This window comes from Duganella sp. GW821-FHT01E12, assembly GCF_059422325.1.
The window spans coordinates 273037-297773 of record NZ_JBWKWR010000004.1 but is presented as its reverse complement, the minus strand read 5'-3'; the positions used below and the strand labels follow the sequence as shown (position 1 = coordinate 297773).

Below are 24737 nucleotides of genomic sequence, written 5' to 3'. Positions count from 1 at the left end.
GGTAGGCCTATGAAGAAAATCATTTATACCGTTATCGCCCTGCTGGTGGCCGGCATCCTGACCGTGCTGTTCGGCGGTTCCGATGACGCCGGCCCGGCGCCCACCGTCACCGCCAAGCTGGCGCCGGCCGAGCAGATCGCGCGCGGCGCCTATCTGGCCAAGGCCGGCGACTGCATGGCCTGCCACACGGTGCGCGGCGGCGCGCAGTACGCCGGCGGGCGCGCGCTACAGACGCCGTTCGGCAACGTCATCTCGCCCAACATCACCTCGGACAAGGCCACCGGCATCGGCGGCTGGAGCGCGGACGATTTCTGGCGCGCGCTGCACAACGGCAAATCGAAGGATGGACGCCTGCTGTATCCGGCCTTCCCCTACACCAACTACACCCGCATCACGCGCGACGACGCCGACGCGCTGTACGCCTACTTCCAGTCGGTGCCGGCGGTGGCGCAAGCCAACCTGCCGCACGAGCTGCGCTTCCCCTACAACCAGCAATTCATGCTGGCCGGATGGCGCGCGCTGTACTTCAAGCCGGCCGTGTTCCGCGAGGACAGCAAGCAATCGGTGGACTGGAACCGGGGCGCCTACCTGGTGCAGGGCCTGGGCCATTGCAGCGCCTGCCACAGCGCGCGCAACACGCTGGGCGCCACCGACGGCGAAGGCTTGTCCGGCGGCCTGATCCCGGTGCTGGGCTGGTACGCGCCCTCGCTCAACTCCGGCGCCGAGGCGGGGCTGGGCGAATGGATGCAGCCGCACATCGCGCAACTGCTGAAGACCGGCGTGTCGCCGCGCGCGACCGTGTTCGGGCCGATGACGGAGGTGGTGCAGCAAAGCCTGCAGCACCTGAGCGACGGCGACATCAACGCCATGGCGGTCTACCTGAAGGCCCTGCCGGGCGACGGCAAGAAATCCGACTTCGAGCGCGACAAGGGCGCCGAGGCGACGGCCTACCTGGCGGCCGGCGCCAAGCTGTACGAGAAGCACTGCGTCGACTGCCATGGCGCCGGCGGCGCCGGCCTGCCGCCCGGCTACCCGCCGCTGGCGGGCAACCGCGCGCTGACGATGGAGCAGGCGGTCAACCCGATCCGCATCGTGCTCAACGGCGGCTTCGCGCCCGGCACCGGGGGCAATCCGCGTCCGTACGGCATGCCGCCGTTCGGCCACGTGCTGAACGACACCGAAGTGGCGCAGGTCGTGTCCTACCTGCGCAGCGCGTGGGGCAACAACGCATCGCCGGTCAACGGCAACGACGTCAACCGCTACCGCGCGATTCCGCTGGATTAGAAGTGGGGTCAAGTCTGACATTCGGACACGAGCTCCGCCGTAGGCCGCGTCTACAGCAGAGCTCGTGTCCGAATGTCAGACTTGACCCCCACTGGTTGGGAGGCATGAATGGAGTACTACCACGGCAGCAAGGCCGACTTGAAAGTCGGCGATTTGATCGAACCCGGCTACACCTCCAACTATGGCACGCGGCGCAAGGCCAACCATGTCTACCTGAGCGCCACGCTGGAGGCCGCCACGTGGGGCGCGGAGCTGGCGCTCGGCGAAGGCCCCGGCAGGATCTACATCGTCGAGCCCACCGGCTCGATCGTGGACGACCCGAATCTGACCGACAAAAAATTCCCCGGCAATCCAACCAAGTCCTACCGCTCGCGCGAGCCGCTGCGGGTCATCGGGGAGGTCAAGGATTGGCTAGGCCATGCGCCCGACGTGCTGCAGGCGATGAAGGACCACGTCGAGCAGCTCAGGCTGCAAGGGATAGAGGCGGTCGACGACTGAGCCCGTCCACGCTTATGCGGCCGCCAATCCCCTGAGCGAAGGAACCACGTCCGCCAGGCCGGCGACCTCGAAGGTGGGCACCGCGTCCGATTCGTTGGCCAGGCGGCCCGGGTTGAACCAGCAGCTTTCTATGCCATAGCGGTTGGCGCCGAGGATGTCGGCGTCCAGCCGGTCGCCGACGATGATCGATTCCGGCTTGGCGAAGGGGCGCGCCATGCGGGCCGCGTACTCGAAGAAACGGACATCGGGCTTGGCGTGGCCGCAGGCCTCGGAGGTGGCGACAAACGATATGCTGTCGGCCAGCCCGGAGCTGGCGATGCGGCGGTTCTGGATGGCCTCGACGCCGTTGGTGACGATGCCCACCTCGCCGATGGCCGACAGCGTCTCGCACAGCTGTTTGGCGCCGTCGATGAGGACCACGGTGTCCGGCAGCGACTCCAGATACATGCTGCTGGCCGCCTCGGGATCGAGCTCGATGCCGTTGGCCTGGAAGGTCTTGCGGAAGCGTTCCACCTTCAGAAAGTCCTTGCTCACGGCGCCGGTCTCGAAGTCGCGCCACAGCTGCACGTTGATCGCCTGATACTGAAGAAAAATCGGTTCCACCTCGTCGCGCAGGCCGAGCTCGCGCATGGTCCGCACGAAGGAGAGTTTTTCGGACGCCTTAAAGTCCAGCAGCGTGTCGTCCAAGTCAAAAAGAAATAGTCTGTGTTTCATATCATGGTGGGGTCAAGTCTGACATTCGGACACGAGCTCTGCCGTAGCGGCCCGCTACGGCAGAGCTCGTGTCCGAATGTCAGACTTGACCCCAATTTTATTCGGTGAAGCCGATGCGGTCGGTGGTGGCGTTGCGGGCGTCGTCGACGCTGACCTTGCCCGCGGCGAGCAGCGCGCGCAGCGAGGCGTTCATCGTGTGGCAACCCTCGCCCGGCTTGCTCTCCATCCAATTGCGCAGCGCCGAGATCTGGCCGCTGGCGATCATGCCCACCACTTCCGGATTCGACGTCAGGCATTCGGTGGCCAGATAGTAGCGGTCGCCATCGACCGACGGCAGCAGCGCCTGGCACAGCACGCCGCGCAGCGCGTGCGCCAAGGCCTGCGATTGCGGCTCGCCGTTGCCCAGCAGCCGCACCATCTTCTGCAGGCCCAGCTCGGTCGAGCGCGCGTGCAGCGAGGCCAGCACCAGCGGCCCCGACTCGGCCAGCGCCAGCGCTTCCTGCGCCGTCTGGGCGTCGCGGATCTCGCCGATGACGATCACGTCCGGCCGCTCGCGCAGCGCGTCCAGCGCGCCCAGGTAGAAGCTCTCGACGTCGCCGTCGAAGCCCACCTCGCGCTGCGTGATCACGCACTGGCGCTGCGGGATCAGCGTTTCCACCGGGTCCTCGATCGTGATGATGTGGCCGGAACGGTGCTTGTTGATCTCGTCGAGCATGGCGGCGATGGTGGTCGACTTGCCCTGGCAGGTGTCGCCGATGATCAGCACCAGGCCGCTGGTGAGCTTGGCGAAGTTCTGCTCGGCCTGGCGCAGGCCCAGCTCGCTGAGCACCATCGGCTCCTTCGGGAAGCGACGGATCACGCAGCCCAGCCGCTTCTTGCCCTGGAAGCTGAAGCAGTTGGCGCGGATGCGCGCCGTGTGCAGGTCCACCGCGCGGTCGAAGGCGCGGTCCTGGATGCGCTCGGCCCAGTTCGGCTCGACCACCTCGAAGAATTCCTGCAGCTCCTCGCGCGTGATCGGCGAATCGGTCACCGCCACCAGCCCCTTCGGCTGGCGCAGCAACAACGGGCTGTTCTGGTGGATCAGGATGTCGCTGAAGATCAGCTTGGAATTGAGCAGATGCAGGATCTGCTCGACGAGCGTGCCGAACACCGGGTGGTCTTCGTTCTCGATGTAGGTCAGGGTGCGTATCTGCGACGACTGGTAATGTTCCATCTCTGCTCTCGGTGGGGTCGGTGGTGCTCCGTCAACGATTATAAGAGAAAAAATTGCAGCATCGAAATATTTTAGCTGCGGACCTTGGGATATTTGAAGCCGGTGCGCAAGTCCATGCTGTAGCGCTGCTTGCCTTCGGTGACCAGCACGTGGTCGGGCGGTTCCTCGCCGGCCAGCGCGCGGTAGAAGATCGGCAGGCCCTCGCCCTTGCGGATCAGGTCGTCGCAGCGCTCGTAGACGTTGGGGCAGCCGGTCTCGGCCAGCAGCGCCTGCACGATGGCCACCTTCCAGGCGTCGACGCCGGCCGACTGGAACTGGCAGATCAGGTAGCCCTTGACGCCGCCCCAGCTGTCCACCAGCAGGCCGGACAGGCCGTCCTCGTCGCCGCGCACCACCGGCACCAGGTCGTTGGGGCCGGCCGCGCGCACGCTGGCGGCGCGCTTGGCGATGGCGGCCTTGACGCGGCGCTTGATCAGCGCGTGGTCGACCGGCTCATCCTCCTTGTAGGTCCAGATGCGCGCGCAGATCTGCGACTTGGCGTTGTAAGCGGCGCGGCCGATGAACTGGCGCGACGAGGTCTGCACGGTGGCGGTGGCGCCGGGCTTGTTCTTTTCCTGCGGCTTGCCGTCGACCTTTTCGATCGCGGAGGCGTAAATCCAGGGGTCGCCGGCCAGCAGGCTCTTTTCCTTGCCCTGTTTGATGGTGATGATAAGCATGTGCGTCCAATATGTGCGGTGTTGCGGGATAGGCCGAATGATACCTCATGCCGGCCGCCCCGCCCGCCGCCGGACGCGGCCTGCTCCCCGGCCTGTGCATTCTGTTCCGCGCCTGCTGCAATCTGTCGCAGCCCGGTTTCGCGCGGCGGGGCGAGTCCGTAGTATCCAACCTCAAGAGCTGTGCCAACCATCACGAGGAGATCACCATGGCAAATCCATCCGTCCGCAGCGCGCTGCGCATCCTGTTCCTGTCCGCCGGCCTGCTGGCCGTCGCCGCGCCGGTGGGCGTGGCCGTGGCCGGCCCGTTCAGCTGGTTCCACGGCGAGCGTGTGCAGGGCAGCGGCAAGATCGTCAAGCAGAACCGCGAAATCGGCCACTTCACCTCGCTGGCCACCAACGTCAGCGGCAACATCGAGCTCCGCCAAGGCAACACCGAGGGCATCAGCATCGAGACCGACGACAACCTGCTGCCGCTGCTCGAGACGGTGGTCGACAACGGCACGCTGCGCATCCGCCCCACGCGCAAGGACGTCAACCTGGAGGCGCACACGATGAAGATCGTGGTGCAGGCGCGTTCGATCGAGAAGATCGCGGTGGCCGGCTCCGGCTCGGTCGAGGCCGACCAGCTGCGCGGCGAGCGCCTGACATTCGACGTGGGCGGCTCGGGCGCGATCAATGTGCGCAAGCTCGAGAGCGAATCGGTGGCGATCGCGTTGGGCGGCAGCGGCAACCTGAAGGTGGGCGGCAACGTCGAGCGCCTGCAGGTGTCGATCGGCGGCTCGGGACGGGTGCAGGCCGGCCAGCTGGCCGCGCGCGACGTGACGGTGAGCATCGGCGGCTCCGGCGAGGCGACGGTGTGGGCCAAGCAGACGCTGAACCTGAGCGTGGCCGGCTCGGGCGACATCAGCTACTACGGCGATCCGAAGCTGACCAGCAGCGTGCTGGGTTCGGGCAGCGTCAAGCGGCTGGGCGGCTCGCCGCAGTAAAGACTTGCGCCGGATCGCGGCCGTCGATCAGCGCCTGGATCCAGGCGCTGAGTTGGGCGGCGTCGGCGTGGTCCACTTTCTCGGCGACGCTACCCGGCAGCGGCACGTTTTGCCGATCCAGCAATGCCTGCAAAACGCCTTTCAGTGCTCCGTGCTCTCCCTCCTGCCGCCCTTGCTGCATTCCTTGCTGTAATCCTTCGCGACGCCCCTCCTTCAAGCCCTCGGTGCGACCACGATTGACGGCCTCATATTCGAGCAGCGCTTCGTAAGTCTTGAATCGTCTGTTAAAAAGCATCACCGGCTCCTCCTCCTCGAAGTTCATATTAGCTTCGCCAAATTCGTCCTGCAAGGTCGTGTGCACCCAGCGCGCCAGGCTATCGCGGGCGCGGGCGATATCCGGGGCATTCATTCGTTCGGCGAAAGCGCCCAGCGCGGACAGCAAGTCGGCGTTGGTCTTCGCGCCCAGCAGACGGAACAAGATGCCCAGGATATTGGCCGGATCGGCCGTGGCCAGACTGCGACGCTGGTCGATCAACATGTACCGCTGCCGGGGCTGGAAATGTTCGAGTCCCACCGGCGGCGCCAGCATCAACTCGGCCAGGTCCCTGCTGCCGCGCCACGGGCGATGTCCGTGGTACAGCACGACGGGCAGCACCGGCGGCAACTTGCCACGCCGGCTCAGGCGACGCTGGGCGACCAGATCCTGCAGCAGCAAGCCGACGTAGACCTGCATCCGCAAGGCCATCCAACGATCCGAACGGGCCTCGAATTCCAGCAGGATGTAGACGTAGACCCACTCCCCTCCCACCCTGGCCCGCCACACCATGTCCTGGTGGCGCTGCTTGCCGCGGTCGCTGGCGTAACTGGCGTTGACGCGCTCGAGCATGCCCGCGTCCAGCGACCGCGCCCAATCCGCCGGCAAAAACCCGGCCAGCAGATCCCGCACGATTTCGGGATGCGCGAAGAGTTGGCGGTAAAGCGAGTCGCTACGGCTGTTCATCCAAAAAATTGTAGCGCCCGCCTGTAGACGCGGGTACGCTAGGCGGGCGCTGTTTGGCCCGCATCAAGCCGGCGCGAATAAGAAACTCACCACAAGGAGATCCGCTTGAACGTTATCGCCACGTCCGTCCGCCGCGCCTTCGCGCTGCCCCTTTTGTTGCTGGCCTGCTCCGCCGCCTGCGCCGCCCCGCCCGACGTCACCGCCATCAAGGCCGCCCACATGCTCGACGTGCGCAGCGGCGCGCTGGTCGACAACGCCGTGGTCTTGATCAGCGGCGAACGCATCACCGCGGCCGGCAGCCAGCTGGCGATCCCGGCCGGCGCGCAAGTCATCGACCTCGGCAACAAGACCCTGCTGCCCGGCCTGATCGACATGCACACCCACCTGACCGGCGATCCGCAGGACGCCGGCTATTCCATCATCGCCAAGTCGGTGCCGCGCGCCACGCTGACCGGCGCCAAGAACGCCCGCCTGACGCTGCAGGCCGGCTTCACCACCGTGCGCGACGTCGGCGCCGACGCCTACGCCGACATCGGCCTGCGCGACGCCATCAACGACGGCGACGTGCCCGGCCCGCGCATCGCCGCCTCCGGCCCGCCGCTGAGCATCACCGGCGGCCACTGCGACGACACCATGCACGCGCCCGAATACAAGATCACCAACCTGGGCGTGGCCGACGGCGTCGACGAGGCGCTCAAGGTCACGCGCCGCAACATCAAGTACGGCGCCGACGTCATCAAGATCTGCGCCACCGGCGGCGTGCTCTCGTTCGGCGACGATCCGCGCACCTCGCAATACACGCTGGAGGAACTGAAGGCCATCGTCGGCGACGCCCACCGCCTGGGCCGCAAGGCCGCCGCCCACGCGCACGGCGGCGACGGCATCAAGCTGGCGGTGCTGGCCGGCGTCGATTCGATCGAGCACGGCTCCTACATCGACGACGAGGGCATCAAGCTGATGAAGGAACACAAGACCTGGCTGGTGCCCACGCTCTACCTGGGCGACTGGCTGATCGAGAACGCCGAGGCCATCAAGCTGCCCAAGCCGCTGCTGGAAAAAGCCAAGGTGGTGCTGCCGACCGCGCGCCAGAACGTGGCCCGCGCCATCAAGGCCGGCGTGCCGATCGCCTTCGGCACCGACGCCGCCGTCTATCCGCACGGCCTGAACGCGCGCGAGTTCGGCGTGCTGGTCAAGCTGGGCATGACGCCGATCCAGGCGATCCGCACGGCCACCGTCAACGCCAGCGAGCTGCTGGGCTGGACCGACCGGGTGGGCACCATCGAGGCCGGCAAGTTCGCCGACCTGATCGCGGTCGACGGCGAGCCGCTCAAGGATGTGAAGACGCTGGAGAACGTCCAGTGGGTGATGAAGGGCGGCGCGGTCGTCAAATAAACCGCGCGGCCGGCGGTGTCAGTGCTGGTGCTGGGCCGTGCCGGCCGGCGCCGGCAGCACTTCCAGCATCGGCGCCGGCGCCTTCAGCTTGACGGCGCCGTCGCCGGGAATCTCGTCCCAGGCCACGCTGGCCTTGTCGCACTGCTGCACCACGCGGAAGTACAACTTGCCCGGCTGCGTGGTCAGCTTGACCTGCACGACGAACTCGTCGAAATAAGCGTCCGGCAGCGGCCCGCCCTTCCAGCTGATTTCCTGCACCCCGCCATTGGTGCCGACGTCGATCTTCCAGCCCGCCTTGGGCATGGGCTTGGCGCTGGTGGCGCCTTCCGGCAGCGACACCGTCAAGCCCTTGGTGGCGCTGCCGTCGCAACCGTGGCCGACGCGAAAGGTCAGCTTCTGGAAACTGCCCGCCAGGCCGGTGCTTTGTTCCAGCGTCACATGCGCCTGCGCCGCAGGGGCCAGCAGCGCGGCGGCGAAAGCCAGCATGGTCAGAGTCGTTTTCATCACTGTCCCTTCGGTGGTGTGTACGTCAGCGGTTTGACCGGCACGTCGATGGTGGCGGTCTCGGTCTGCTTGCCCTTCCTGCGGATCACCAGCGTGACCGGCACGGTCTCGCCCTGCTTCAACTGGCGCTTCAAATCCATCAGCATCACATGGTAGCCGCCGGACGCCAGGTCCACCATCTGCCCGGCCGGCAAGTCCAGCGACGGCACGGCGTGCATCTTCATCAGCTGGCCTTCCATCTGCATCTGATGGATTTCCGCCACGCCCGCCACATCGGCGCGCACCGCCACCAGCTGCGCGTCCTGCTTCGACTTGAGCCGCATGAACACGCCGGTCGACTTGGCCGAGGGCACGGTGGCGCGTATCCACGCGTCGCCCACCTCGACCTGGGCCAGCGCGGCCGGCGCGGCCGCCGCCAGCAGCAATGCTGAGAGGATTTTTTTCATCGGCTGATTATATCAACGCTCGCCCTTGAAGGTCTCGCGGCCGACTTCCACCGTGGTGGTGCCGTCGGTCAGCCAGATCTGGCCGTCCTGGATCGTGCACTGCAGCTGCATGCTGCGCTGGGCCATCTTGGCCAGCTGTTCGGTGGCGTCCGAGTCCAGGTTGATCACGGTCAGGTTCTTGCAGCGCTCGACCTTGTTGGCCAGGGCCTTCCACCAGATGTGGCTGGTCGCGGCGTAGCTGTAGACGACGACGTGCTCCGAACGGCCGCTGGCCTTCAGGATCACCTTCTCGTCCGGTTGCCCCACCTCGATCCACAGCTGGATGGCGCCGGTCAGGTCCTTCTGCCACAGGTCCGGTTCCTCGACGTCGAACAAGCCCTTGGTGAAGGTCAGCGCCTCGTTGGCGTGGATCGCGAAGGCGATCAGGCGCACCATCATGCGCTCGTCGGTCTCGGACGGATGGCGCGCCAGCGTCAGCGACTGGGTCTCGTAGAAGTTGCGGTCCATGTCCGCGATCTGCAGGTCGGCTTTGTAGATTGTTGCTTTGAGGGCCATCGGTGTATCTCTGATTGAATTATTTGAAGACGACAGTCTTGTCGCCGTTCTGCAAAATGCGGTGTTCGACGAACCACTTCACGGCGCGCGCCAGCACCACGCACTCGACGTCGCGGCCGATGGCCGACAGCGTGTCGGCGTCCATCGAGTGGTCGACCCGCTCGACGTCCTGTTCGATGATCGGCCCCTCGTCCAGGTCGCCGGTGACGAAGTGCGCGGTGGCGCCGATCAGCTTGACGCCGCGGTGGTGCGCCTGCGCATACGGCTTGGCGCCCTTGAAGCTCGGCAGGAAGGAATGGTGGATGTTGATCGCCTTGCCCTTGAGCGCCGCGCACAGGCCGGGCGACAGGATCTGCATGTAGCGCGCCAGCACCACCAGGTCGATGTTGTGCGTGTTCATCAGCTCGATGATCTTGGCTTCCTGCGCCAGCTTGGCCTCGGCCGGCGCGCCGGTGGCCAGCGGCAGGTGGTGGAACGGAATATTGTAGCTGGCCGCCAGCTGGTAGAAGTCCATGTGGTTGGAGACGATGGCCGGAATCTCCACCGGCAGCAGGCCGCTCTTGTAGCGGAACAGCAGGTCGTTGAGGCAGTGGCCGATCTTCGACACCATCAGCATCACGCGCGGCTTGTAGTGGGCGTCGCGCAGCTCCCAGTCCAGCTTCATCTCCGCGCCCAGCAGGCCGAAGTCGGCGCGCAGCAGGTCGTCGTTGACGTTGCGGTCTTCCAGCGCGAAATGCACGCGCATGAAGAACAGCTTGGATTCGCCGTCGCCGAACTGGGCCGAGTCGATGATATTGCAGCCGTGGTCGGCCAGGAAGCCCGACACGCGATGAACAATACCGCGCTGGTCCAGGCAAGAGAGTGTCAAAATGTATTCGGGATTGCTCATATCCACCATCGTTATAGGTCTAACAAGGCCGGTATTGTCGCACGGCTGGGCCCACACCGTAAAAATAGCACGATCGTTCAATTTAAGATATATTGGCCGTCACACTCTTCTTTGAGGATACAAAATGACTATCAACGAGACAAATCTTCAATTCCGCCTGGCGGCCCGCCCGGTCGGCATGGTCAAGGACAGCGACTGGCAGCAGGTCAGCGAGCCGGTGCGCGAGCCGGCCGACGGCGAGGTCGTGGTCAAGGTGCTGTACCTGTCGCTCGACCCGGCCATGCGCGGCTGGATGAACGAGGGCAAATCCTACATCGCGCCGGTCGCCATCGGCGAGGTGATGCGGGCCGGCGGCGTGGGCGTGGTGGTGGCGTCGAAGTCGCCGGACTTCGCGGTGGGCGACTACGTGCAGGGCGGCACCGGCGTGCAGCGCTACTGGGTCGGCCCGGCCGGCGACAAGCGCCACGGCTTCCGCAAGGTCGATCCCAAGCTGGCGCCGCTGCCCACCTACCTCAACACGCTGGGCATGCCGGGCATGACGGCCTACTTCGGCCTGATCGAATCGGGCCAGCCCAAGGCCGGCGAGACGGTGGTGGTGTCCGGCGCGGCCGGCGCGGTCGGCCAGACGGTCGGCCAGGTGGCCAAGCAGCTGGGCTGCCGCGTGGTCGGCATCGCCGGCGGCAAGGACAAGTGCGACTTCGTGGTCAAGCAGCTCGGCTTCGACGCCTGCATCGACTACAAGGGCGGCTCGGTCAAGGACGGCCTCAAGGAACACTGCCCGAACGGCGTCGACGTCTACTTCGACAACGTCGGCGGCGACATCCTCGACACCGTGCTCACCCGCATCAACCTGAAGGCGCGCATCGTCATCTGCGGCGCCATCTCGCAGTACAACAACACCACGCCGGTCAAGGGCCCGGCCAACTACCTGGCGCTGCTGGTGAACCGCGCGCGCATGGAAGGCATCGTCGTGTTCGACTACGCCGACCGCTACCACCTGGGCATCGCCGCGCTGGGCCAGTGGATGAAGGAAGGCAAGGTCAAGAGCAAGGAAGACATCGTGCAGGGACTGGAGCGCTTCCCGCAGGCGCTCAACATGCTGTTCGAGGGGAAGAACTTCGGCAAGCTGGTGCTGCAGGTGGCCGCCGAATAAATCCGGGAACTTTTGCGCGCAGGCCGCGTCTATCCTTCGGCTGCACATTCCGCCGGGCCGCAAGCCCGGCGTTTTTTTATCGAAGGATCACGACGAGGAAGAATCATGTTCCCCCAATTCATCACCCCCGCGATCAAATCGCACATCGACATCCTGATCACGCTGTACACCGACTTGAGCCAGCGCACGCTGGAAACCCTGCAAAGCCTGAGCGAACTGAACATGCAACTGGGCCGCGACCTGATCGCGGAAATGGGCAACAACGTCCAGCGGCTGATGGCCAGCAAGGACGCGCCGCAACTGGGCGCGGCCGTCAGCGCCCAGCTCACGCCGGGCGCCACGGCGCTGCAGAACTACCAGAAGCACCTGGTGGAAATCCTCAGCCGCGCCAACTCCAGCCTGGCGCAGACGGCCGCCACCCACATGCCGGCGGTGCGCCGCGCCGCCACCGACGTGGCCGAGGAAATCATGCACCAGGCCTCCGAACAGACGGCGCGCGCCGCCGAGCAGATGTCCAACTACCAGATGGCCAGCGAGCTGCGTCACTAAACCGCCCCGGCCCGAGTGGAACTTCCGTCAACCTTGCACCTCTAACCACACAGAGCAGCGGGCTTCGGCCCGGCTGCTCGGGGAGCCCTGACGAAATTTCATAACACTCATGAGGAGGTCTTATGGCCAGTAATCCAGGTAACGATCAAAGCAAGCCGAAAGGCACAGCCAAGCGCGGCTTCGCGGCGATGGACCAAGCCACCCAGCGCGCCATCGCCAGCAAAGGCGGCCAGGCGGCCCACCAGAAAGGCACGGCCCACGAATTCGATTCGGAGGAAGCGCGCCGGGCCGGCCAGAAAGGCGGCGAGGCGGTCAGCCGCGACCGCGAACACATGGCGCAGATCGGCCGCAAGGGCGGGGAAAGCCGGCAGTCCGCGGCGCGCGCCAACGCCGAAAAAACCGCCACCAACGGCACGCGCGGCGCCGGCTCGGAGCAAGCGGCCAAGGGAGGCAGCCAGCAAGGCGGCAAAACCGCCGAACGCTGAACGGCGGCGCGCTGGCGGCGCGGCCCGCGCGGTCAGGCCGCCAGCACTTCCTGCAGGCGCAGCAGCATGGACGCATGCGCGCCCGGCGACGCCGCGGCCATGCTCGGCGAACCCAGCAGATAGGGCTGGCCGTCGATCTGCGTCGCCAGTCCGCCGGCCTCGCGCACCAGCAGCGCGCCGCCTATGCAGTTGAAACTGTCGTCGCCGAATTCCCAGAAGCCGTCGACGCGGCCGCACGCCACGTAGGCCAGTTGCAGCGAGGTCGCGCTCAGGTTGCGCACCGCCGCCACGTCCGGCAGCATGGCGCTCAGCGCGGCGCCGGAACGGCGCACGGCGTGCCGGTCGCGGCCCGCGAACGGCGGCTGGCTGGTGGCGACGATGCCCTGGTAATGGTTGGCGCGGCCGTTGACCCGTATCCGCTCGCCGTTGCGGTAGGCGCCCTGGCCCCAGGCCGCATGGAACATCTCGTCGTGCACGGCGTCGAAGATGGCGGCGAACACCGGCACGCCCTCGCGCATCAGCGTCAGCGACATGGCCCAGTTCGGGATCGCGCGCAGATATTGCACGGCGCCGTCGATGGCGTCGCAGATCCAGTATTCGCCGCGCGCGGCCAGCGCGGCGGTCTCGGCGTCCTCCGGCTCGGTGGTGTCGAGCTCGTTCTCCATCCAGGCGATGCCGGGGTACAGGCGCGCCAGCGCGCGCTTCATGCGGGCGTTGGCGGCGCCGTCGATGCACCGGAAGGCCGTCATCATGTCGTCCACCTCCACCACCGGCTCGCCACGCCAAAAGGTCTCGCACAGATCGGCGCCCGCCTCGCGCACCAGCGCCAGCACTTCTTCCGTATCGATTGCAGTCATGCCGATTCCTTGTTATAAACCAAAGTCGTAGATTGCCAGTAATTTGACAACTTCACTAACTGGCGACAGACAAGTAATATCGCGATCGGGCCAAAATCATATGGGCAGCAATTACTATGGCGAACGCCGACTGACGGACGAGATGCCGGTCATCGTGTCCGCGCAGCACGCCGACCACCACACCAACCGCACCCTGCACGTGCACCGGCACCCGGAGGGGCAGCTGTATATTCCGCTGCAGGGCGTGATCGTGGTCGAAGCCGGCGACGTGCGCCAGGTGCTGCCGCGCGGCCGGATGGGCTGGATACCGCCCGACATGCCGCATGGCGCCACCGCCCACGCCAACACCTTCAAGCCCGGCCTGGCCGGCTACACCATCCACCTGGCGCCGTCCTGGTGCGCCGACCTGCCGGCGCAGTCGCGGGTGATGCGCATGTCGCCGCTGGCGGTGTCGCTGCTGGAGCGCATGGCGTCCTGGCCGCACGGCATGCCGGCCGACGCCGCCGCACGGCGCCTGGTGACGGTGTTCCTGGACGAAGTGCGCACCGCCGACGAGGAACCGCTGCACCTGACCATGCCGCGCCATCCGCGCCTGCAGGCGATGGCGGCGGCCATCGCCGACCATCCCGCCGATGAAACCGATCTCGACCAATGGGCCGCGCGGCTGGGCTGGTCGCGCCGCACCCTGACCCGCCACTTCCGCGACCAGACCGGCATGTCGCTGGTGGAATGGCGCCAGGTGGCGCGGCTGCAGAAAGGCATGGAACTGCTCAACGGCGGCGCCTCGGTGACCACCGTGGCGCTGAGCCTGGGCTACGACAGCGTCAGCAGCTTCATCGCCTTGTTCCGCCGCATCCTGGGCGTGACGCCGGCGCGCTTCGCCCAGTTCGACACCTGATCAGGCCGGCGTGCCGATGATCACGCTGGAAGCCTTGAAGATCGCGGTCGCCTCCATGCCCACGCGCAGTTCCAGCGTCTCGCCGCTGTCGCGGGTGACGATGGCGGCGATGGCGCCGCCGCCCGGCAGTTCGATGCTGACCTCGGTGTTGACCGCGCCCACCTGCACCCGCGTGATCGTGCCGGTCAGGCGGTTGCGCGCCGAGAAGCGGGCGCCGGCCATCTGCGTCACCACGATCACCGACGACGCCTTGATCAGCGCAAAGGCCTCCGCGCCTTCCACCAGGCTCAGGCTGTCGCTGCTGTCGCGCGTGATGGTGGCGACGATGTGCTGGCCACCGACGATTTCCAGCGTCACCTCGTCGTTCACGGCGCCCTCCTTGATCGCCACCACCTTGCCGCTGAATTGATTGCGCGCGCTGGTCTTCATCTTCATCCTTTGTATCAACAGAAAATCGTCGGCCAGCGCATGCGACTGGCTGCTCAGATGCGCCACGAACTTGCGGTGCTCGTCATCGATTTTACGGAAATTTTCCACCAGCTGCGCGCCGCGCGAAGTCAGCCGTGTGCCGCCCCCGCCCTTGCCGCCGGCCAGCCGCTCCAGCAGCGGCTCACCGGCCAGATTGTTCATCGCCTCGATGGCGTCCCACGCGCCCTTGTAGCTCATGCCGACCGCCTTGGCGGCGGCCGTGATCGAGCCGTGCTCGGCGATGGCCGCCAGCAGCGCCATCCGGTCCTGCCCGCCCAGCTTCTGACCGCCGACGGTCAGCCATACATGGCCCTGCAAGGCCATTGCTTGTGCTTCAGGCTTCATTGCGCTCCACCAAATCCAGATCCTTGATTTCGGCCATGCTACCATTTTCCATGCGCAGCACATGGTCGCCGAAGGCGCGCACGTCCTCGGGGTCGTGGGTGATCAATATCATCGGAATGCCGAGCCGGCGTTGCAGCGCGTCCAGCTCGGCGCGCATGCGCTGGCGCAGGCCGGGGTCCAGCGCCGCGAACGGTTCGTCCAGCAACAGCGCCTGCGGTTCCGGCGCCAGCGCGCGCGCCAGCGCCACCCGCTGCCGCTGGCCGCCGGACAGCTGGTGCGGCAACTGCTGCGCCACATGTTCCAGCTCGAACGCCTGCAGCCAGTAGCGCACCGCCTCGCCGTCCACCCGCGCCAGCGGATTGCGCCAGCCGCGCCGCAAGCCGAAGGCGATGTTCTGCCGCACGTTCAGGTGTGGGAACAGCGCGTAGTCCTGGAACAGATAGGCCAGCTGGCGCCGCTGCGCCGGCACGTCGATGCCGCCGCCGCTGTCGAACAGGCGGCGGCCCGCCACCTCGATGTGGCCGCGGTCGGGCGTGCTCAGGCCGGCCACCGCCTTCAGCAGCAGGCTCTTGCCCGCGCCCGACGGGCCGTAGATCACGATGCGCTGGCTGCTCGACGTCAACTGCGCGCGCAGCTCGAAGGTCCGGGAGCCGGAGCGCAGGGTCTTGCCGATGTCGATGTTGATTTGCATGCTCAGGCCTGCGGGTTGCGGTTGGGCGTCAGTTTGTTCGCCGCGATCAGCACCACGATGCAGACCACGGAGGTGATGATCACCAGCAGGTTGGCACTGTCGTCCTGCCCGGCCTGCACGGCTTCGTACACGGCGATCGACAGCGTCTGCGTCTTGCCGGGGATGCTGCCGGCCACCATCAACGTCGCGCCGAACTCGCCCATCGAGCGCGCGAAGGCCAGCAAGGTGCCGCCCAGCACGCCGCGCCAGGCCAGCGGCAGCGTCACACGCAGGAACACGCCGAACGGCGAGATCCCCAGCACCCGGGCGGCCTGCTCCAGCTGCGTGTCCACCGTCTCGAACGCCGCCCGCGCGCCCTTGAGCACCAGCGGAAACGCCACCACGGCCGCCGCGATCACCGCCGCCTGCCAGGTGAAGATCAGGTTGATGCCGAAGGCCCGCTGCAGCCACGCGCCGAGCACGCCGTGGCGGCCGATCACCACCAGCAGATAGTAGCCCAGCACGGTCGGCGGCATCACCATCGGCAGCGTCAGCAGCGCATCCAGCAGCTCGCGCCCAGGAAAGCGCTTGCGCGCCAGCAGATAGCCCAGCGCCACGCCGAACAGCAGGTCCAGCACCGTCGCCCAGCACGCCACCTTCAGCGACAGGCGCAGCGCGATCCATGCCGGTTCGGCGAGAAAACTGTTTATCACGTTACGGGCGGCCGAAACCGTACTTGGCCAGGATCGCCTGGCCAGACGACGACAGCACATAATCGGCAAACTTGCGGCCGGCCGCCGCTTGCGGCCCGGCCGCGATCACCGCGATCGGATAGCTGACCGGGGTCTCGGTCGGCACGGTGGCGACCACCTTGACCTTGTCCTTCATCACGGCGGCATCGGTGGCGTAGACGAAGCCGGCATCGACTTCGCCGCGCGCCACGTAGTCCAGGCTCTGGCGCACCGAGGCGCCGAAGATGGCCTTGGGTTCGACGGCGGCCCACAGCCTGGCCTGCTCCAGCGCGTGTTTGGTGTAGCGGCCCACCGGCACGCTGGCCGGATTGCCCATCGTCACGCGCGCGACGCCGGCCTGCTGCAAGTCGGCGATGCCCTTGATCGGCAGCGTGGCGGCCAGCGGCGTGATCAGCACCAGGCTGTTGCTGGCGAAGTTCCGGCGGCTGGCCGGGGCCAGCAACTTCAGCGTGTCGGCCTTGTCCATCGCATCCTGGTCGGCCGAGGCGAACACGTCGACTGGCGCGCCCTTGGCGATCTGCTGCACCAGCGGATCGGAGGCGGCGAAGTTGAACTGCACCTTGTCGCCCGCGTGCTCCTTCTCGTAGGCGGCGCCGATTTCCTTGAAGGCATTGGTCAGGCTGGCCGCGGCCGACACCGTGATCTCCGCCGCCGACGCGCCCGTCGCCGCCAGCATCAGCACCACCCCGAGTTTCAACGCACGCATCGTTTTTTCCTTTAAGTAATGAATCGCAATAAACTCGATTATATAGCGATAGTTTAATTCCGACACTACGCACAAGGGACTAGGAATGTTATGCTGAAATATTATTTAAAAACCATGATTGCATCACATGCTCTTTAAAGCACTGCTTGCCCTGTTCGCGGTGGGCATAATGGCCGCGCTGCTATTACCCTTGGTGCGGCTGCGCGCGGCCAAGCTCGACGCCGCCAACGCCGTGACGGCGCGACGCCACCTGTGCCTGAGCGGCCTGGTCGTGGCGATCGCGGCGGCAGCGGCTTCGGGATTTTCGTTTGCAGGGCACGCCGCCAATGTAATGGCCATCGCCCTCGCGCTGATCGCGGCCGGCGTGCAGGTGCTCTATTCCATCGACAGCCGCCCGAGGATCCTGGGCGCCGTCATCTGTCTCGTGGCCGGCGTCGCATGGCTGCTGGCCTTGCTCTTCTGCGCCATGAGTCTGGCATTCGGCAATTCGCCGGTCACGGTGGCACTCGGCGACGGCCTGTACTGCAGCGAAACCGTGTACGGCTTCGTCACCGGCGACTCCGGCGAGGAAACGGATCTCTACCAGCGCTACCTCGTCATCGACCGCACGGTTTATCATCAGATACATTCGGACATTTATCCCAACGAACCCCAGCCCGAGCGCGCCAAGTTCGCCACCGCGCTCGCGAGCTGCCAAGCCGGGATCAACCAAGCCCGCGCCGCTGGCGCGCATCCGGGATAGCATCGCGTGAAAGGAAGCGGCATGTGGCAGGAATCGAACCACGCCGGCAGCCGGCCATGAGCCTGCCGCCTCGTCAGCGCACGGACTGGCTGCGGCACGGCCGGCAGGCCGAAGGCGTGGAGCTGTTCGAAGCGTTCTTCCAGGGCGCGGCGTACGGCGCGCACCGCCACGACAGCTACGCCATCGGCCTGACCATGTCCGGCGTTCAATCGTTCCGCTATCGGTCGTCGATGCGCCACAGCCTGTCCGGACAGGCGCTGGTGCTGCATCCCGACGAACTGCACGACGGCCAGGCCGGCACCAAGGACGGCTTCCACTACCGCATCGCCTACCTGGCGCCGGCACTTTTGCAGCAGGTGCTGGGCGGCGCGCCGCTGCCGTTCATCGATGGCGGCGTGTCCGGCGACCGCAGGCTGGTCAAGGCGGCGCGCGGCCTGCTGAACCATTTCGACACCGCGCCCGACGCGATGGAACGCGACGACGCGCTGGTCGACGTCGCCACCGCGCTGCGCCTGGTGGCCGGCCAGCCGGCGCCGGCCGGCGGCGACTTCCGTGCCGCCCAGATCGCCCGCGAAAATATCGACGACGCCCTGCTCTCGCCGCTGACGCTGGACCAGCTGGCGCAAGCGAGCGGCCGCGACCGCTGGAGCCTGTCGCGCGATTTCCGCCTGTTCTTCGGCACCAGTCCGCACCGCTACCTGACCTTGCGCCGCTTGGAACTGGCGCGCCGGCTCATGTTGCGCGGCATGCCGCTGGCCGACTGCGCGGTCCATGCCGGCTTCGCCGACCAGCCGCACATGACACGCCATTTCGTCGCCGCCTACGGCATCCCGCCGGCCCGCTGGCTGCGCCTGAACCCGGACGCACAAACGTTCAAGACCGGCTGAGCGCGGCAGGCTACAGTGGCGGCTCCATCGTCCACCAAGGAACCGCCATGAAGCAAGCCCTCTCCCCCGCCGCCAGCGCAGCCGCGCTGTCCGAACACTGGTCGCCACGCGTGATCGGCGAACTGGACGACAATTACATCAAGGTCGCCAAGGTGCTCGGATCGCTGACCTGGCACAGCCACGACGCCGAGGACGAGCTCTTCTTCATCCTCAAGGGCCGGCTGCGCATCGAGATGGAAGACGGCACGGTTGAACTGTCCGAGGGTCAGGCCTACGTCGTGCCGAAAGGCGTGCGCCACAACCCGGTGGCGGAACAGGAATGCCTGCTCATGCTGATCGAGAAGAAAGCCACGCTGCACACCGGCGACACGGTCACCGCGAAAACCCGCTCCATCGCGCAGCAGCTCGGCTAACCGTGCGACAGGATATTGAGCAGCCGTCCGAACGGATCGCGCACGAATAAGCGCCGCACGCCCCAGGGCTCGCTGACCGGGCCGTACTCCAGCGGCACGCGCGCGGCGACCAGGCGCCGGTGGGCCTCATCCAGGTCGTCGACCTCGATCGACAGGTCCGGCACCGGCGTGCCCGAGCCGCCCTCGGACGCAAAGCTGATCTGCGGCATGTCCTCGCCCTCGCCCGCCAGCGTCACGATCCAGCCGTGGTCCATCACCACCGACAGGCCCAGCACGCCGCCATAAAATGCCTTGGCCGCCTCGGTGTCCGCCGTGGCGATGTTGGTTACCATTCGTGTCACCCGCATGTTTCACTCCTTTCATTGATGGGGAGGACCGCCGGCTGTGGTACATTCACGCCTCGAATCATTCCAGCCGTGCCCCGACATGTCCTCCCTGAAGTACCTCAGCGCCTATTCCGAACAAACCCAGCAGCAGGTGTCGCAGCTCCTGGCCCAGAACCGCCTGGGCGAAGTGCTGCTCAAGCGCTACAGCAAGGCGCACGAGCTGCGCACCGACAAGGCACTGTACCAGTACGTGCAGGATTTGAAAAATGAGCATTTGCGCAACGCCGAGCCGATCAACAAGGTCGAGTACGACAGCAAGATCCACGTGATCAACCACGCGCTGGGCTTGCACACGTCCATCTCGCGCGTCCAGGGCGGCAAGCTCAAGGCCAAGCACGAGATCCGCGTGGCGACGCTGTTCAAGGAAGTGCCGATAGAATTCCTGCGCATGATCGCCGTGCACGAACTGGCGCACATCAAGGAGAAGCAGCACGACAAGGCCTTCTACAAGCTGTGCACCTACATGGAACCGAACTACCACCAGTACGAATTCGACCTGCGGCTCTACCTCACCGAACTGGACCAGTCGGGCACGCGCCTGTGGAGTCAAGCGGCGTAAGTTCCAGCCCGTCCATCGCATAGCGCGCGTACAGGAAGTCGCGGATGCCGGCCACCTGGCCGTCCGCGAATTCCAGCGCCACGAAATAGGCCGGCGTGTCGAGCGACACTTCGCGGTCGAACACCAGCATCGCGGGACGCCCCTCGGCCAGCACCGCGGCAAACACCCAGCGCACGGCGGCGGCATAGGCGCCGAAGTAATCGCCGACCTCGCGCTTGCCGTTGCGGCGCAGCTTGGCCACCAGCTCCAGTTGCACATCCTCGGCCAGCATGGCGCGCACCGCGTCGAAATCGCCGGCCTTGAAGCCGTCCACATAGGCAAGCAAACGGGCGCCGGTGTCGCCGTCGATGCCGGGCAAGGCGGGCTCGCCGGCCACGTCGCGCAACCGCTCCCGCCCGCGCTGCAAGGCCGACTTGACGGCGGGCTCGCTGGAGCCGGTGATCGCCGCCGCTTCTTCCAGTGTATGGCCCAGCACGTCCTTCAATATCACCGCGCCGCGCTGCAAGGCCGGCAGGCGCATGAAGCTGCGCAAACAGGTCGCGGCGATCTCGGGATCGGGGTCTTCGGGCGATGCCAGGACGGCGAGCTCATCCTCGTCCTCCATCGGCGGCATGCGCGCGCGGCGGCGCAGGAAATCCAGCGCGGCGTTGTGGGCGATGCGGTACAGCCAAGCCTGCGGATTGTCCAGCCCGCCGAACGATGCGCGGGCCGCGTACGCCTTCGCCAGCGCATCCTGGACGATGTCTTCGCCGTCGATCGCCGAGCCGCACATGCGGGCGCAATATCGATGCAGCCGGGGCCGCATCTCGCCGAGCAGTTTTTCAAGCACCACATCGTCCATGTCCGCTACGCCTGCCTAAGCCTTGGCCGCATGGACGACATCGCCCATGATCGGGTCGATCGTAGCAAAAGCGGCAAGCTTTGGATAGTAGGCGACCATGCGCGGGTCGGCCCGCATCGCCGCCACCGCCTCCGGGTCGCGCCATTGGGAATGGATGATGATGCGCGTGCCGTCAGCGGACGCGATCAGGTCGGTGGAGATCCATCCGTCCAGCGTGTGGATCACGGTATGGATATTGTCCCGCAACATGTCCAGCACACGGCTCTGGTTCGCGGGATCAACGGTCAGGGGGATCATCAAGGTAGTCATGGTTCGTCTCGGGTTGGCCAGGCCCGCCGATCGGGCCTGTTCCCTGTAAGACGACGAGCCGCGACAAAACGGATCGGTCCCGCAAAAATATTTATTTACGGGTGCGGCTCAAGCCCTCAGCATCTGCAGCAGGGCCTGCCCGTCCGGCGCGGACATCATCAGCGCCGCATGCTGCGGACGAATGAAGCCCTGCGCGCTGGCATGTTCGATGAAGCCGGTCAGGCCGTCGTAAAAGCCTTCCACGTTCAGCAGGCCGATCGGCTTGGCGTGGATGCCCAGCTGCGACCAGGTCAGCATCTCGAACAGTTCCTCCAGCGTGCCCATGCCGCCCGGCATGGCGATGAAGCCGTCGGCCAGCTTGGCCATCATGGCTTTGCGCTCGTGCATGTCCTTGACGATGAACTGGCGCGTCAGGCCGGTGTGACCCACTTCGCGCTCGACCAGCGCGGTCGGGATCACGCCCGTCACCTCGCCGCCCAGGCGCAGCACCTCGTCGGCGATGACGCCCATCAGGCCCACCTTGCCGCCGCCGTAGACCAGCGACAGATTGTTCTCCACCAAAGCCCGGCCCAGCGCCCGGGCAGCCTCGGCATACACAGGATTCACACCGGCGTTGGCGCCGCAATACACGCAGATTGCTTTCACTACTGTTTTTCCTCTTCCAGTTCTCGTTTTGCCGCGTCCGAATCGAGCCGTTCCATCGCGTCGCGGATGGGGCTACGGGCGGCCTCCTCGCACAGGCCGATCGCTTCCGCCTGCTTCCTTCTACCTTCCAACATCATCATCGCGCGCGCATAGCGGACGCGGGCGATCGCCGACTCCGGCGTCAGCGCCAGCGCGATCTGAAACTGTTTATAACATTCTTCCTTTTTCACGCCATAGGTCAGGCCGCCGATCATGGCGCCCACCTTGTCGAGGATCTCGGCGTGGTACACGCCCAGCGCGATATGCGCGTCGGCGCGCTGCGGCGCCAGGCGGATCGCCGTGTCCAGGCTGTTGCGCACCTTGGCGCCCAGTCCCTGCGCCAGCGCCTTGACCACCGAGATGCCCTGCGAATACTGGCCCAGCGCGTAAGCATGCCAGTAGTAGCCGGACGAATTGCCCGGCTGCTCCAGCTGCTGCCGTTCGCAGCGCTCGGCCACGCATTCGAAGGTGGCGAGCTTTTTCTGCGGGCTGCGCTCCAGGTAGTGGGCATAGATGCAGATGGCCTTGTGCGCCACCGAATAGCCGTTCACGCCGACGTCCAGGCCCAGCCGCGCGGCCCGTTCGAACTCGCCGGCATGGAAGGCGATCCACGCCTGCACCAGCAAGGGATTGGACGGGAACGGTTCCTGGTCGCCGCCGTGCAGCAAGGGCCAGGCCGCCTCCAGGCTGGCCGGCGTGTACTGGTATGCGGGATCGGGATACGGGAAGGGGTTCCACGCCATGGCAGTCTCCGTCGGCCTACTTGAGCTTCTTCAGGTATTCTTCGGACAGTTTCTGGAACAGCAAACTGGTCTCGTTGCGCAGATACGGGCCGATTTGCGACAGCACCTGGTAGCAGCCGCGCGCCAGCGCGTCGGCCATCGATTGCTGTTCGCTGTACTTGCGCGGATTGCGCACGTATTCGTAGGACAGCCAGTAGGTCGCCACCACCACCATATTGGTGGCCATGGCGTCGATGGCGGTGTCGGACGCTTCCAGCGATTTTTCGCTGCGCAAGTCTTCGCACAGCTGCTTGGCCACCTTGATCTTGTGCGCCAGGATTTGCTTGAAGTGCAGCTCCAGCTTGCGGTTGCGCGACAGCAGGTCGTTCAGGTCGCGGTAGAAGAAGCGGTAGCGCCAGATCAGTTCGAACATCAGGTGCAGGTACAGCCACACGTCCTCGATGTTGGAGCGGCGGCCGTTGGGCACGGTCAGGATGCGCTCGATCTCGGCCTCGAACTGCACGAAGATCGAGTTGACGATGTCGTCCTTGTTGCGGAAATGGTAGTACAGATTCCCCGGCGAGATATTCATCTCTTCGGCGATCACCGTGGTGGTGATGTTCGGCTCGCCGAATTCATTAAACAAGCGCAGCGACAGTTCGAGTATGCGTTCGCGGGTACGGCGGGGTGCTTTTTGTAGCATAGCAAGGAAACCTCTGTTTATTCTCCTGCAAGCATAACACCGATGTCACTATCTTAGAAACATCCGCGCGTGCTTTTACGCGCATATGCCGGCTCAATGCCGAAAGATGCGGCCAATCCCCGCCCAACGGCGGCCATTTCCCGGCTATTGCACGGCTATTTCGCGGCTGTTTTGACCCGCGCGCGCGCGGCGGGCTTGGCCTTGGCCGGCGCGGCGGCCGGTTTTTTGGCGGCCGGCCTGGCCGCGGCGGGCTTTTTGGCGGGAGCCGGCGCGCCGCCCAGCGCGGCGACCTGCCGGGTCAGCTCGTCGACGCGCCGGGTCAGCGCCTCGACCTCGCCGGCGGTCGGCACGCCGATCGAGCTCAACGCGCGCAGCACGCGCTCCTCGAACAGCTGCATGGAAAAGAACTTGCCCTCTTCTTCCTGCGCCTTGGCGAAGGCGCTCAAGCCCGCCTGCCAGATTTCCTGCGAGGACATGCGAACCACTTCAGCCGTCTGCTGGTCGTCATGCCGCTTCAACTTCTTTGCCATGTGAACTTCCTGAATGTGCTTGCCAATATTTTATTGTAGTCGGCAAAACTAGAGAACGTTTTCTAATGCTCGGGCAGAAAAGCCAGCCACTTGCGCTGTATCCTCTGCAGGCTGCCGTCGCGCCGCAGCTCGCGCAGCGCGCCGGCCCAGGCCTCGACCAGCTCCTTCGGCGTGCCGCTGGAGAAGGCGAAATACACCTCGGCCGTTCCCAGCCGCAGCGCCACCTCGATTTCGTCCGGCCGGTGGCCGGCGCGTTCCATGGCGCCGGGCATCAGTTCCTCGCCGTCGAACCACAGGTCGAAGCGGTGGCTCATCAGCATCCTGGCGGCGATCTCGGAGGTGTTGGTTTCGTCGGTCAGGTTGAAGCCCAGGCCGCGCGCCGTGTTGGCGAAGATGCTGCCGCGCCGCGCGCCGGCGTGCAGCTTGTACAGGCCGGGATCGTGGCGCTGCAGCTCGGCCAGCCGGCCCTTGACGGCGTAGGCCACCAGGCGCGACGTGAAGATCGGCCCGACGAACTGCATCTGCCGCTCGCGTTCCGGGGTGCGCACCACGGTCAGCAGCAGCACGTTAGGGCCGGCTTCGGCCAGCGTCTGGGCGCGCGCCCACGGCACGATGTCGATGGCGTCGTGGCGGCCCAGCTTGTCCTGGATGCGGTGCGCCAGCTCGACCGCCAGGCCGGCCGCCTGGCCGCCGTCGGCGTAGCTGATCGGTTTGCTGTCCATGCCGTAGATCTTCAGCGCAGGCAGGTCCGGCGCGGCCGACGCCAGACCGGCGTACAGCAGCAATATGGACAAACTGGACATCATGCGCATCACCAACCTCGAACTCAACCATCGACAAGGTCGATATTAAGCCAGTTTCATCCCGGCGCGCCAGTGCCC

33 protein-coding genes are annotated in these 24737 nt (G+C 66.0%); 12 read left to right on the top strand and 21 right to left on the bottom strand.

Annotation, left to right across the window (positions count from 1 at the left end; translation table 11 throughout):
* Positions 1-9 precede the first annotated feature (9 nt).
* Together AC07WS_RS14640 and arr are read left to right on the top strand one after the other, a co-directional pair.
* Positions 10-1284: a c-type cytochrome gene (locus AC07WS_RS14640; protein ID WP_494729787.1), complete on the top strand. Its 1275-nt coding sequence runs from the start codon at positions 10-12 to the stop codon at positions 1282-1284.
* A gap of 108 nt (positions 1285-1392) precedes the next feature.
* The gene (gene arr / locus AC07WS_RS14635; RefSeq protein WP_494729786.1) at positions 1393-1782 is read left to right on the top strand and encodes an NAD(+)--rifampin ADP-ribosyltransferase; all 390 of its coding nucleotides are present in this window, start codon (positions 1393-1395) and stop codon (positions 1780-1782) included.
* Positions 1783-1794: 12 nt separating this feature from the next.
* Here the strand turns inward: arr and AC07WS_RS14630 are convergent, their stop codons facing one another.
* From AC07WS_RS14630 to AC07WS_RS14620, 3 genes are all read right to left on the bottom strand, one after another.
* Entirely contained in the window at positions 1795-2496 is a 702-nt protein-coding gene (locus AC07WS_RS14630) for a YjjG family noncanonical pyrimidine nucleotidase (RefSeq protein ID WP_494729785.1), read from the bottom strand.
* A 97-nt stretch (positions 2497-2593) separates the two neighbouring features.
* Complete coding sequence (locus AC07WS_RS14625; protein ID WP_494729784.1) at positions 2594-3709, bottom strand: type IV pilus twitching motility protein PilT; 1116 nt, start codon at positions 3707-3709, stop codon at positions 2594-2596.
* Positions 3710-3780: 71 nt separating this feature from the next.
* The gene (locus AC07WS_RS14620; protein WP_494729783.1) at positions 3781-4425 is read right to left on the bottom strand and encodes a class I SAM-dependent rRNA methyltransferase; all 645 of its coding nucleotides are present in this window, start codon (positions 4423-4425) and stop codon (positions 3781-3783) included.
* Positions 4426-4631: 206 nt separating this feature from the next.
* On the opposite strand from AC07WS_RS14620, the gene AC07WS_RS14615 reads away from it, so the two are divergent.
* The gene (locus AC07WS_RS14615) at positions 4632-5411 is read left to right on the top strand and encodes a head GIN domain-containing protein (RefSeq protein WP_494729782.1); all 780 of its coding nucleotides are present in this window, start codon (positions 4632-4634) and stop codon (positions 5409-5411) included.
* On the opposite strand, the gene AC07WS_RS14610 is transcribed toward AC07WS_RS14615, so the two are convergent.
* Positions 5383-6411, bottom strand: coding sequence for an Rpn family recombination-promoting nuclease/putative transposase (locus AC07WS_RS14610; RefSeq protein ID WP_494729781.1), 1029 nt, complete (start codon positions 6409-6411; stop codon positions 5383-5385). The two genes, AC07WS_RS14615 and AC07WS_RS14610, sit on opposite strands and share 29 nt — an antisense overlap.
* Before the next feature lie 105 nt (positions 6412-6516).
* On the opposite strand from AC07WS_RS14610, the gene AC07WS_RS14605 reads away from it, so the two are divergent.
* Positions 6517-7803 carry a Xaa-Pro dipeptidase gene (locus AC07WS_RS14605; protein ID WP_494729780.1) on the top strand — a complete coding sequence of 429 codons (1287 nt, stop codon included), beginning with the start codon at positions 6517-6519 and terminating at the stop codon, positions 7801-7803.
* A gap of 18 nt (positions 7804-7821) precedes the next feature.
* Here the strand turns inward: AC07WS_RS14605 and AC07WS_RS14600 are convergent, their stop codons facing one another.
* From AC07WS_RS14600 to purU, 4 genes are read right to left on the bottom strand one after another with little or no spacing between them, the layout of a single operon-like run.
* Positions 7822-8307 (bottom strand): YcnI family copper-binding membrane protein, encoded by a 486-nt coding sequence (locus tag AC07WS_RS14600; protein WP_494729779.1) that lies wholly within the window; start codon positions 8305-8307, stop codon positions 7822-7824.
* Positions 8307-8753 carry a copper chaperone PCu(A)C gene (locus AC07WS_RS14595; RefSeq protein WP_494729778.1) on the bottom strand — a complete coding sequence of 149 codons (447 nt, stop codon included), beginning with the start codon at positions 8751-8753 and terminating at the stop codon, positions 8307-8309. Before AC07WS_RS14595 ends, AC07WS_RS14600 begins: the two co-directional genes overlap by 1 nt.
* Positions 8754-8765: 12 nt before the next feature.
* Positions 8766-9308: a YaeQ family protein gene (locus tag AC07WS_RS14590; RefSeq protein ID WP_494729777.1), complete on the bottom strand. Its 543-nt coding sequence runs from the start codon at positions 9306-9308 to the stop codon at positions 8766-8768.
* A 19-nt stretch (positions 9309-9327) separates the two neighbouring features.
* Complete coding sequence (purU, locus tag AC07WS_RS14585) at positions 9328-10197, bottom strand: formyltetrahydrofolate deformylase (RefSeq protein ID WP_494729776.1); 870 nt, start codon at positions 10195-10197, stop codon at positions 9328-9330.
* 124 nt (positions 10198-10321) lie between these two features.
* Here purU and AC07WS_RS14580 point away from each other — a divergent pair, with 124 nt between their 5' ends.
* From AC07WS_RS14580 to AC07WS_RS14570, 3 genes are all read left to right on the top strand, one after another.
* On the top strand, positions 10322-11350 hold the full coding sequence (locus AC07WS_RS14580) for an NADP-dependent oxidoreductase (protein WP_494729775.1): 1029 nt from the start codon (positions 10322-10324) through the stop codon (positions 11348-11350).
* 105 nt (positions 11351-11455) lie between these two features.
* Complete coding sequence (gene phaP / locus AC07WS_RS14575) at positions 11456-11899, top strand: TIGR01841 family phasin (protein ID WP_494729774.1); 444 nt, start codon at positions 11456-11458, stop codon at positions 11897-11899.
* 122 nt (positions 11900-12021) lie between these two features.
* Positions 12022-12384 carry a KGG domain-containing protein gene (locus AC07WS_RS14570; RefSeq protein WP_494729773.1) on the top strand — a complete coding sequence of 121 codons (363 nt, stop codon included), beginning with the start codon at positions 12022-12024 and terminating at the stop codon, positions 12382-12384.
* Positions 12385-12416: 32 nt separating this feature from the next.
* Here AC07WS_RS14570 and AC07WS_RS14565 read toward each other — a convergent pair whose 3' ends face one another.
* Positions 12417-13241, bottom strand: coding sequence for an inositol monophosphatase family protein (locus AC07WS_RS14565; protein WP_494729772.1), 825 nt, complete (start codon positions 13239-13241; stop codon positions 12417-12419).
* A 100-nt stretch (positions 13242-13341) separates the two neighbouring features.
* On the opposite strand from AC07WS_RS14565, the gene AC07WS_RS14560 reads away from it, so the two are divergent.
* Positions 13342-14139 (top strand): AraC family transcriptional regulator, encoded by a 798-nt coding sequence (locus AC07WS_RS14560; RefSeq protein WP_494729771.1) that lies wholly within the window; start codon positions 13342-13344, stop codon positions 14137-14139.
* On the opposite strand, the gene AC07WS_RS14555 is transcribed toward AC07WS_RS14560, so the two are convergent.
* From AC07WS_RS14555 to modA, 4 genes are read right to left on the bottom strand one after another with little or no spacing between them, the layout of a single operon-like run.
* On the bottom strand, positions 14140-14952 hold the full coding sequence (locus AC07WS_RS14555) for a TOBE domain-containing protein (RefSeq protein ID WP_494729770.1): 813 nt from the start codon (positions 14950-14952) through the stop codon (positions 14140-14142).
* Positions 14942-15643 carry an ABC transporter ATP-binding protein gene (locus tag AC07WS_RS14550; protein ID WP_494729769.1) on the bottom strand — a complete coding sequence of 234 codons (702 nt, stop codon included), beginning with the start codon at positions 15641-15643 and terminating at the stop codon, positions 14942-14944. The genes AC07WS_RS14555 and AC07WS_RS14550 overlap by 11 nt, the downstream gene beginning before the upstream one ends.
* Positions 15644-15645: 2 nt before the next feature.
* Positions 15646-16332 (bottom strand): molybdate ABC transporter permease subunit, encoded by a 687-nt coding sequence (modB, locus tag AC07WS_RS14545; protein WP_494730013.1) that lies wholly within the window; start codon positions 16330-16332, stop codon positions 15646-15648.
* 4 nt (positions 16333-16336) lie between these two features.
* A complete protein-coding gene (modA, locus tag AC07WS_RS14540; RefSeq protein WP_494729768.1) occupies positions 16337-17080 on the bottom strand; it encodes a molybdate ABC transporter substrate-binding protein in 744 nt (247 codons plus the stop codon).
* A gap of 127 nt (positions 17081-17207) precedes the next feature.
* On the opposite strand from modA, the gene AC07WS_RS14535 reads away from it, so the two are divergent.
* From AC07WS_RS14535 to AC07WS_RS14525, 3 genes are read left to right on the top strand one after another with little or no spacing between them, the layout of a single operon-like run.
* Complete coding sequence (locus tag AC07WS_RS14535) at positions 17208-17822, top strand: hypothetical protein (RefSeq protein WP_494729767.1); 615 nt, start codon at positions 17208-17210, stop codon at positions 17820-17822.
* A gap of 56 nt (positions 17823-17878) precedes the next feature.
* A complete protein-coding gene (locus tag AC07WS_RS14530) occupies positions 17879-18709 on the top strand; it encodes an AraC family transcriptional regulator (protein ID WP_494729766.1) in 831 nt (276 codons plus the stop codon).
* A 47-nt stretch (positions 18710-18756) separates the two neighbouring features.
* Positions 18757-19122 carry a cupin domain-containing protein gene (locus AC07WS_RS14525; protein ID WP_494729765.1) on the top strand — a complete coding sequence of 122 codons (366 nt, stop codon included), beginning with the start codon at positions 18757-18759 and terminating at the stop codon, positions 19120-19122.
* On the opposite strand, the gene AC07WS_RS14520 is transcribed toward AC07WS_RS14525, so the two are convergent.
* Entirely contained in the window at positions 19119-19469 is a 351-nt protein-coding gene (locus AC07WS_RS14520) for a VOC family protein (protein WP_494729764.1), read from the bottom strand. The genes AC07WS_RS14525 and AC07WS_RS14520 overlap by 4 nt on opposite strands.
* A gap of 79 nt (positions 19470-19548) precedes the next feature.
* Here AC07WS_RS14520 and AC07WS_RS14515 point away from each other — a divergent pair, with 79 nt between their 5' ends.
* A complete protein-coding gene (locus tag AC07WS_RS14515) occupies positions 19549-20067 on the top strand; it encodes a YgjP-like metallopeptidase domain-containing protein (protein WP_494729763.1) in 519 nt (172 codons plus the stop codon).
* On the opposite strand, the gene AC07WS_RS14510 is transcribed toward AC07WS_RS14515, so the two are convergent.
* The 7 genes from AC07WS_RS14510 to AC07WS_RS14480 form a co-directional block, all read right to left on the bottom strand.
* Positions 20018-20908, bottom strand: a complete 891-nt coding sequence (locus AC07WS_RS14510) for a sigma-70 family RNA polymerase sigma factor (RefSeq protein WP_494729762.1) — start codon at positions 20906-20908, stop codon at positions 20018-20020. The genes AC07WS_RS14515 and AC07WS_RS14510 overlap by 50 nt on opposite strands.
* A 15-nt stretch (positions 20909-20923) precedes the next feature.
* Positions 20924-21217, bottom strand: a complete 294-nt coding sequence (locus AC07WS_RS14505; protein ID WP_494729761.1) for an antibiotic biosynthesis monooxygenase — start codon at positions 21215-21217, stop codon at positions 20924-20926.
* Positions 21218-21325: 108 nt separating this feature from the next.
* Entirely contained in the window at positions 21326-21862 is a 537-nt protein-coding gene (locus AC07WS_RS14500) for an LOG family protein (protein ID WP_494729760.1), read from the bottom strand.
* Positions 21862-22644 (bottom strand): hypothetical protein, encoded by a 783-nt coding sequence (locus AC07WS_RS14495; RefSeq protein ID WP_494729759.1) that lies wholly within the window; start codon positions 22642-22644, stop codon positions 21862-21864. The genes AC07WS_RS14500 and AC07WS_RS14495 overlap by 1 nt, the downstream gene beginning before the upstream one ends.
* Before the next feature lie 16 nt (positions 22645-22660).
* The gene (locus AC07WS_RS14490) at positions 22661-23326 is read right to left on the bottom strand and encodes a TetR/AcrR family transcriptional regulator (protein WP_008446927.1); all 666 of its coding nucleotides are present in this window, start codon (positions 23324-23326) and stop codon (positions 22661-22663) included.
* Between the two features lie 155 nt (positions 23327-23481).
* Positions 23482-23856, bottom strand: coding sequence for a phasin family protein (locus AC07WS_RS14485; RefSeq protein ID WP_494729758.1), 375 nt, complete (start codon positions 23854-23856; stop codon positions 23482-23484).
* Positions 23857-23918: 62 nt separating this feature from the next.
* A complete protein-coding gene (locus AC07WS_RS14480; protein WP_494729757.1) occupies positions 23919-24662 on the bottom strand; it encodes a substrate-binding periplasmic protein in 744 nt (247 codons plus the stop codon).
* Positions 24663-24737: the final 75 nt, after the last annotated feature.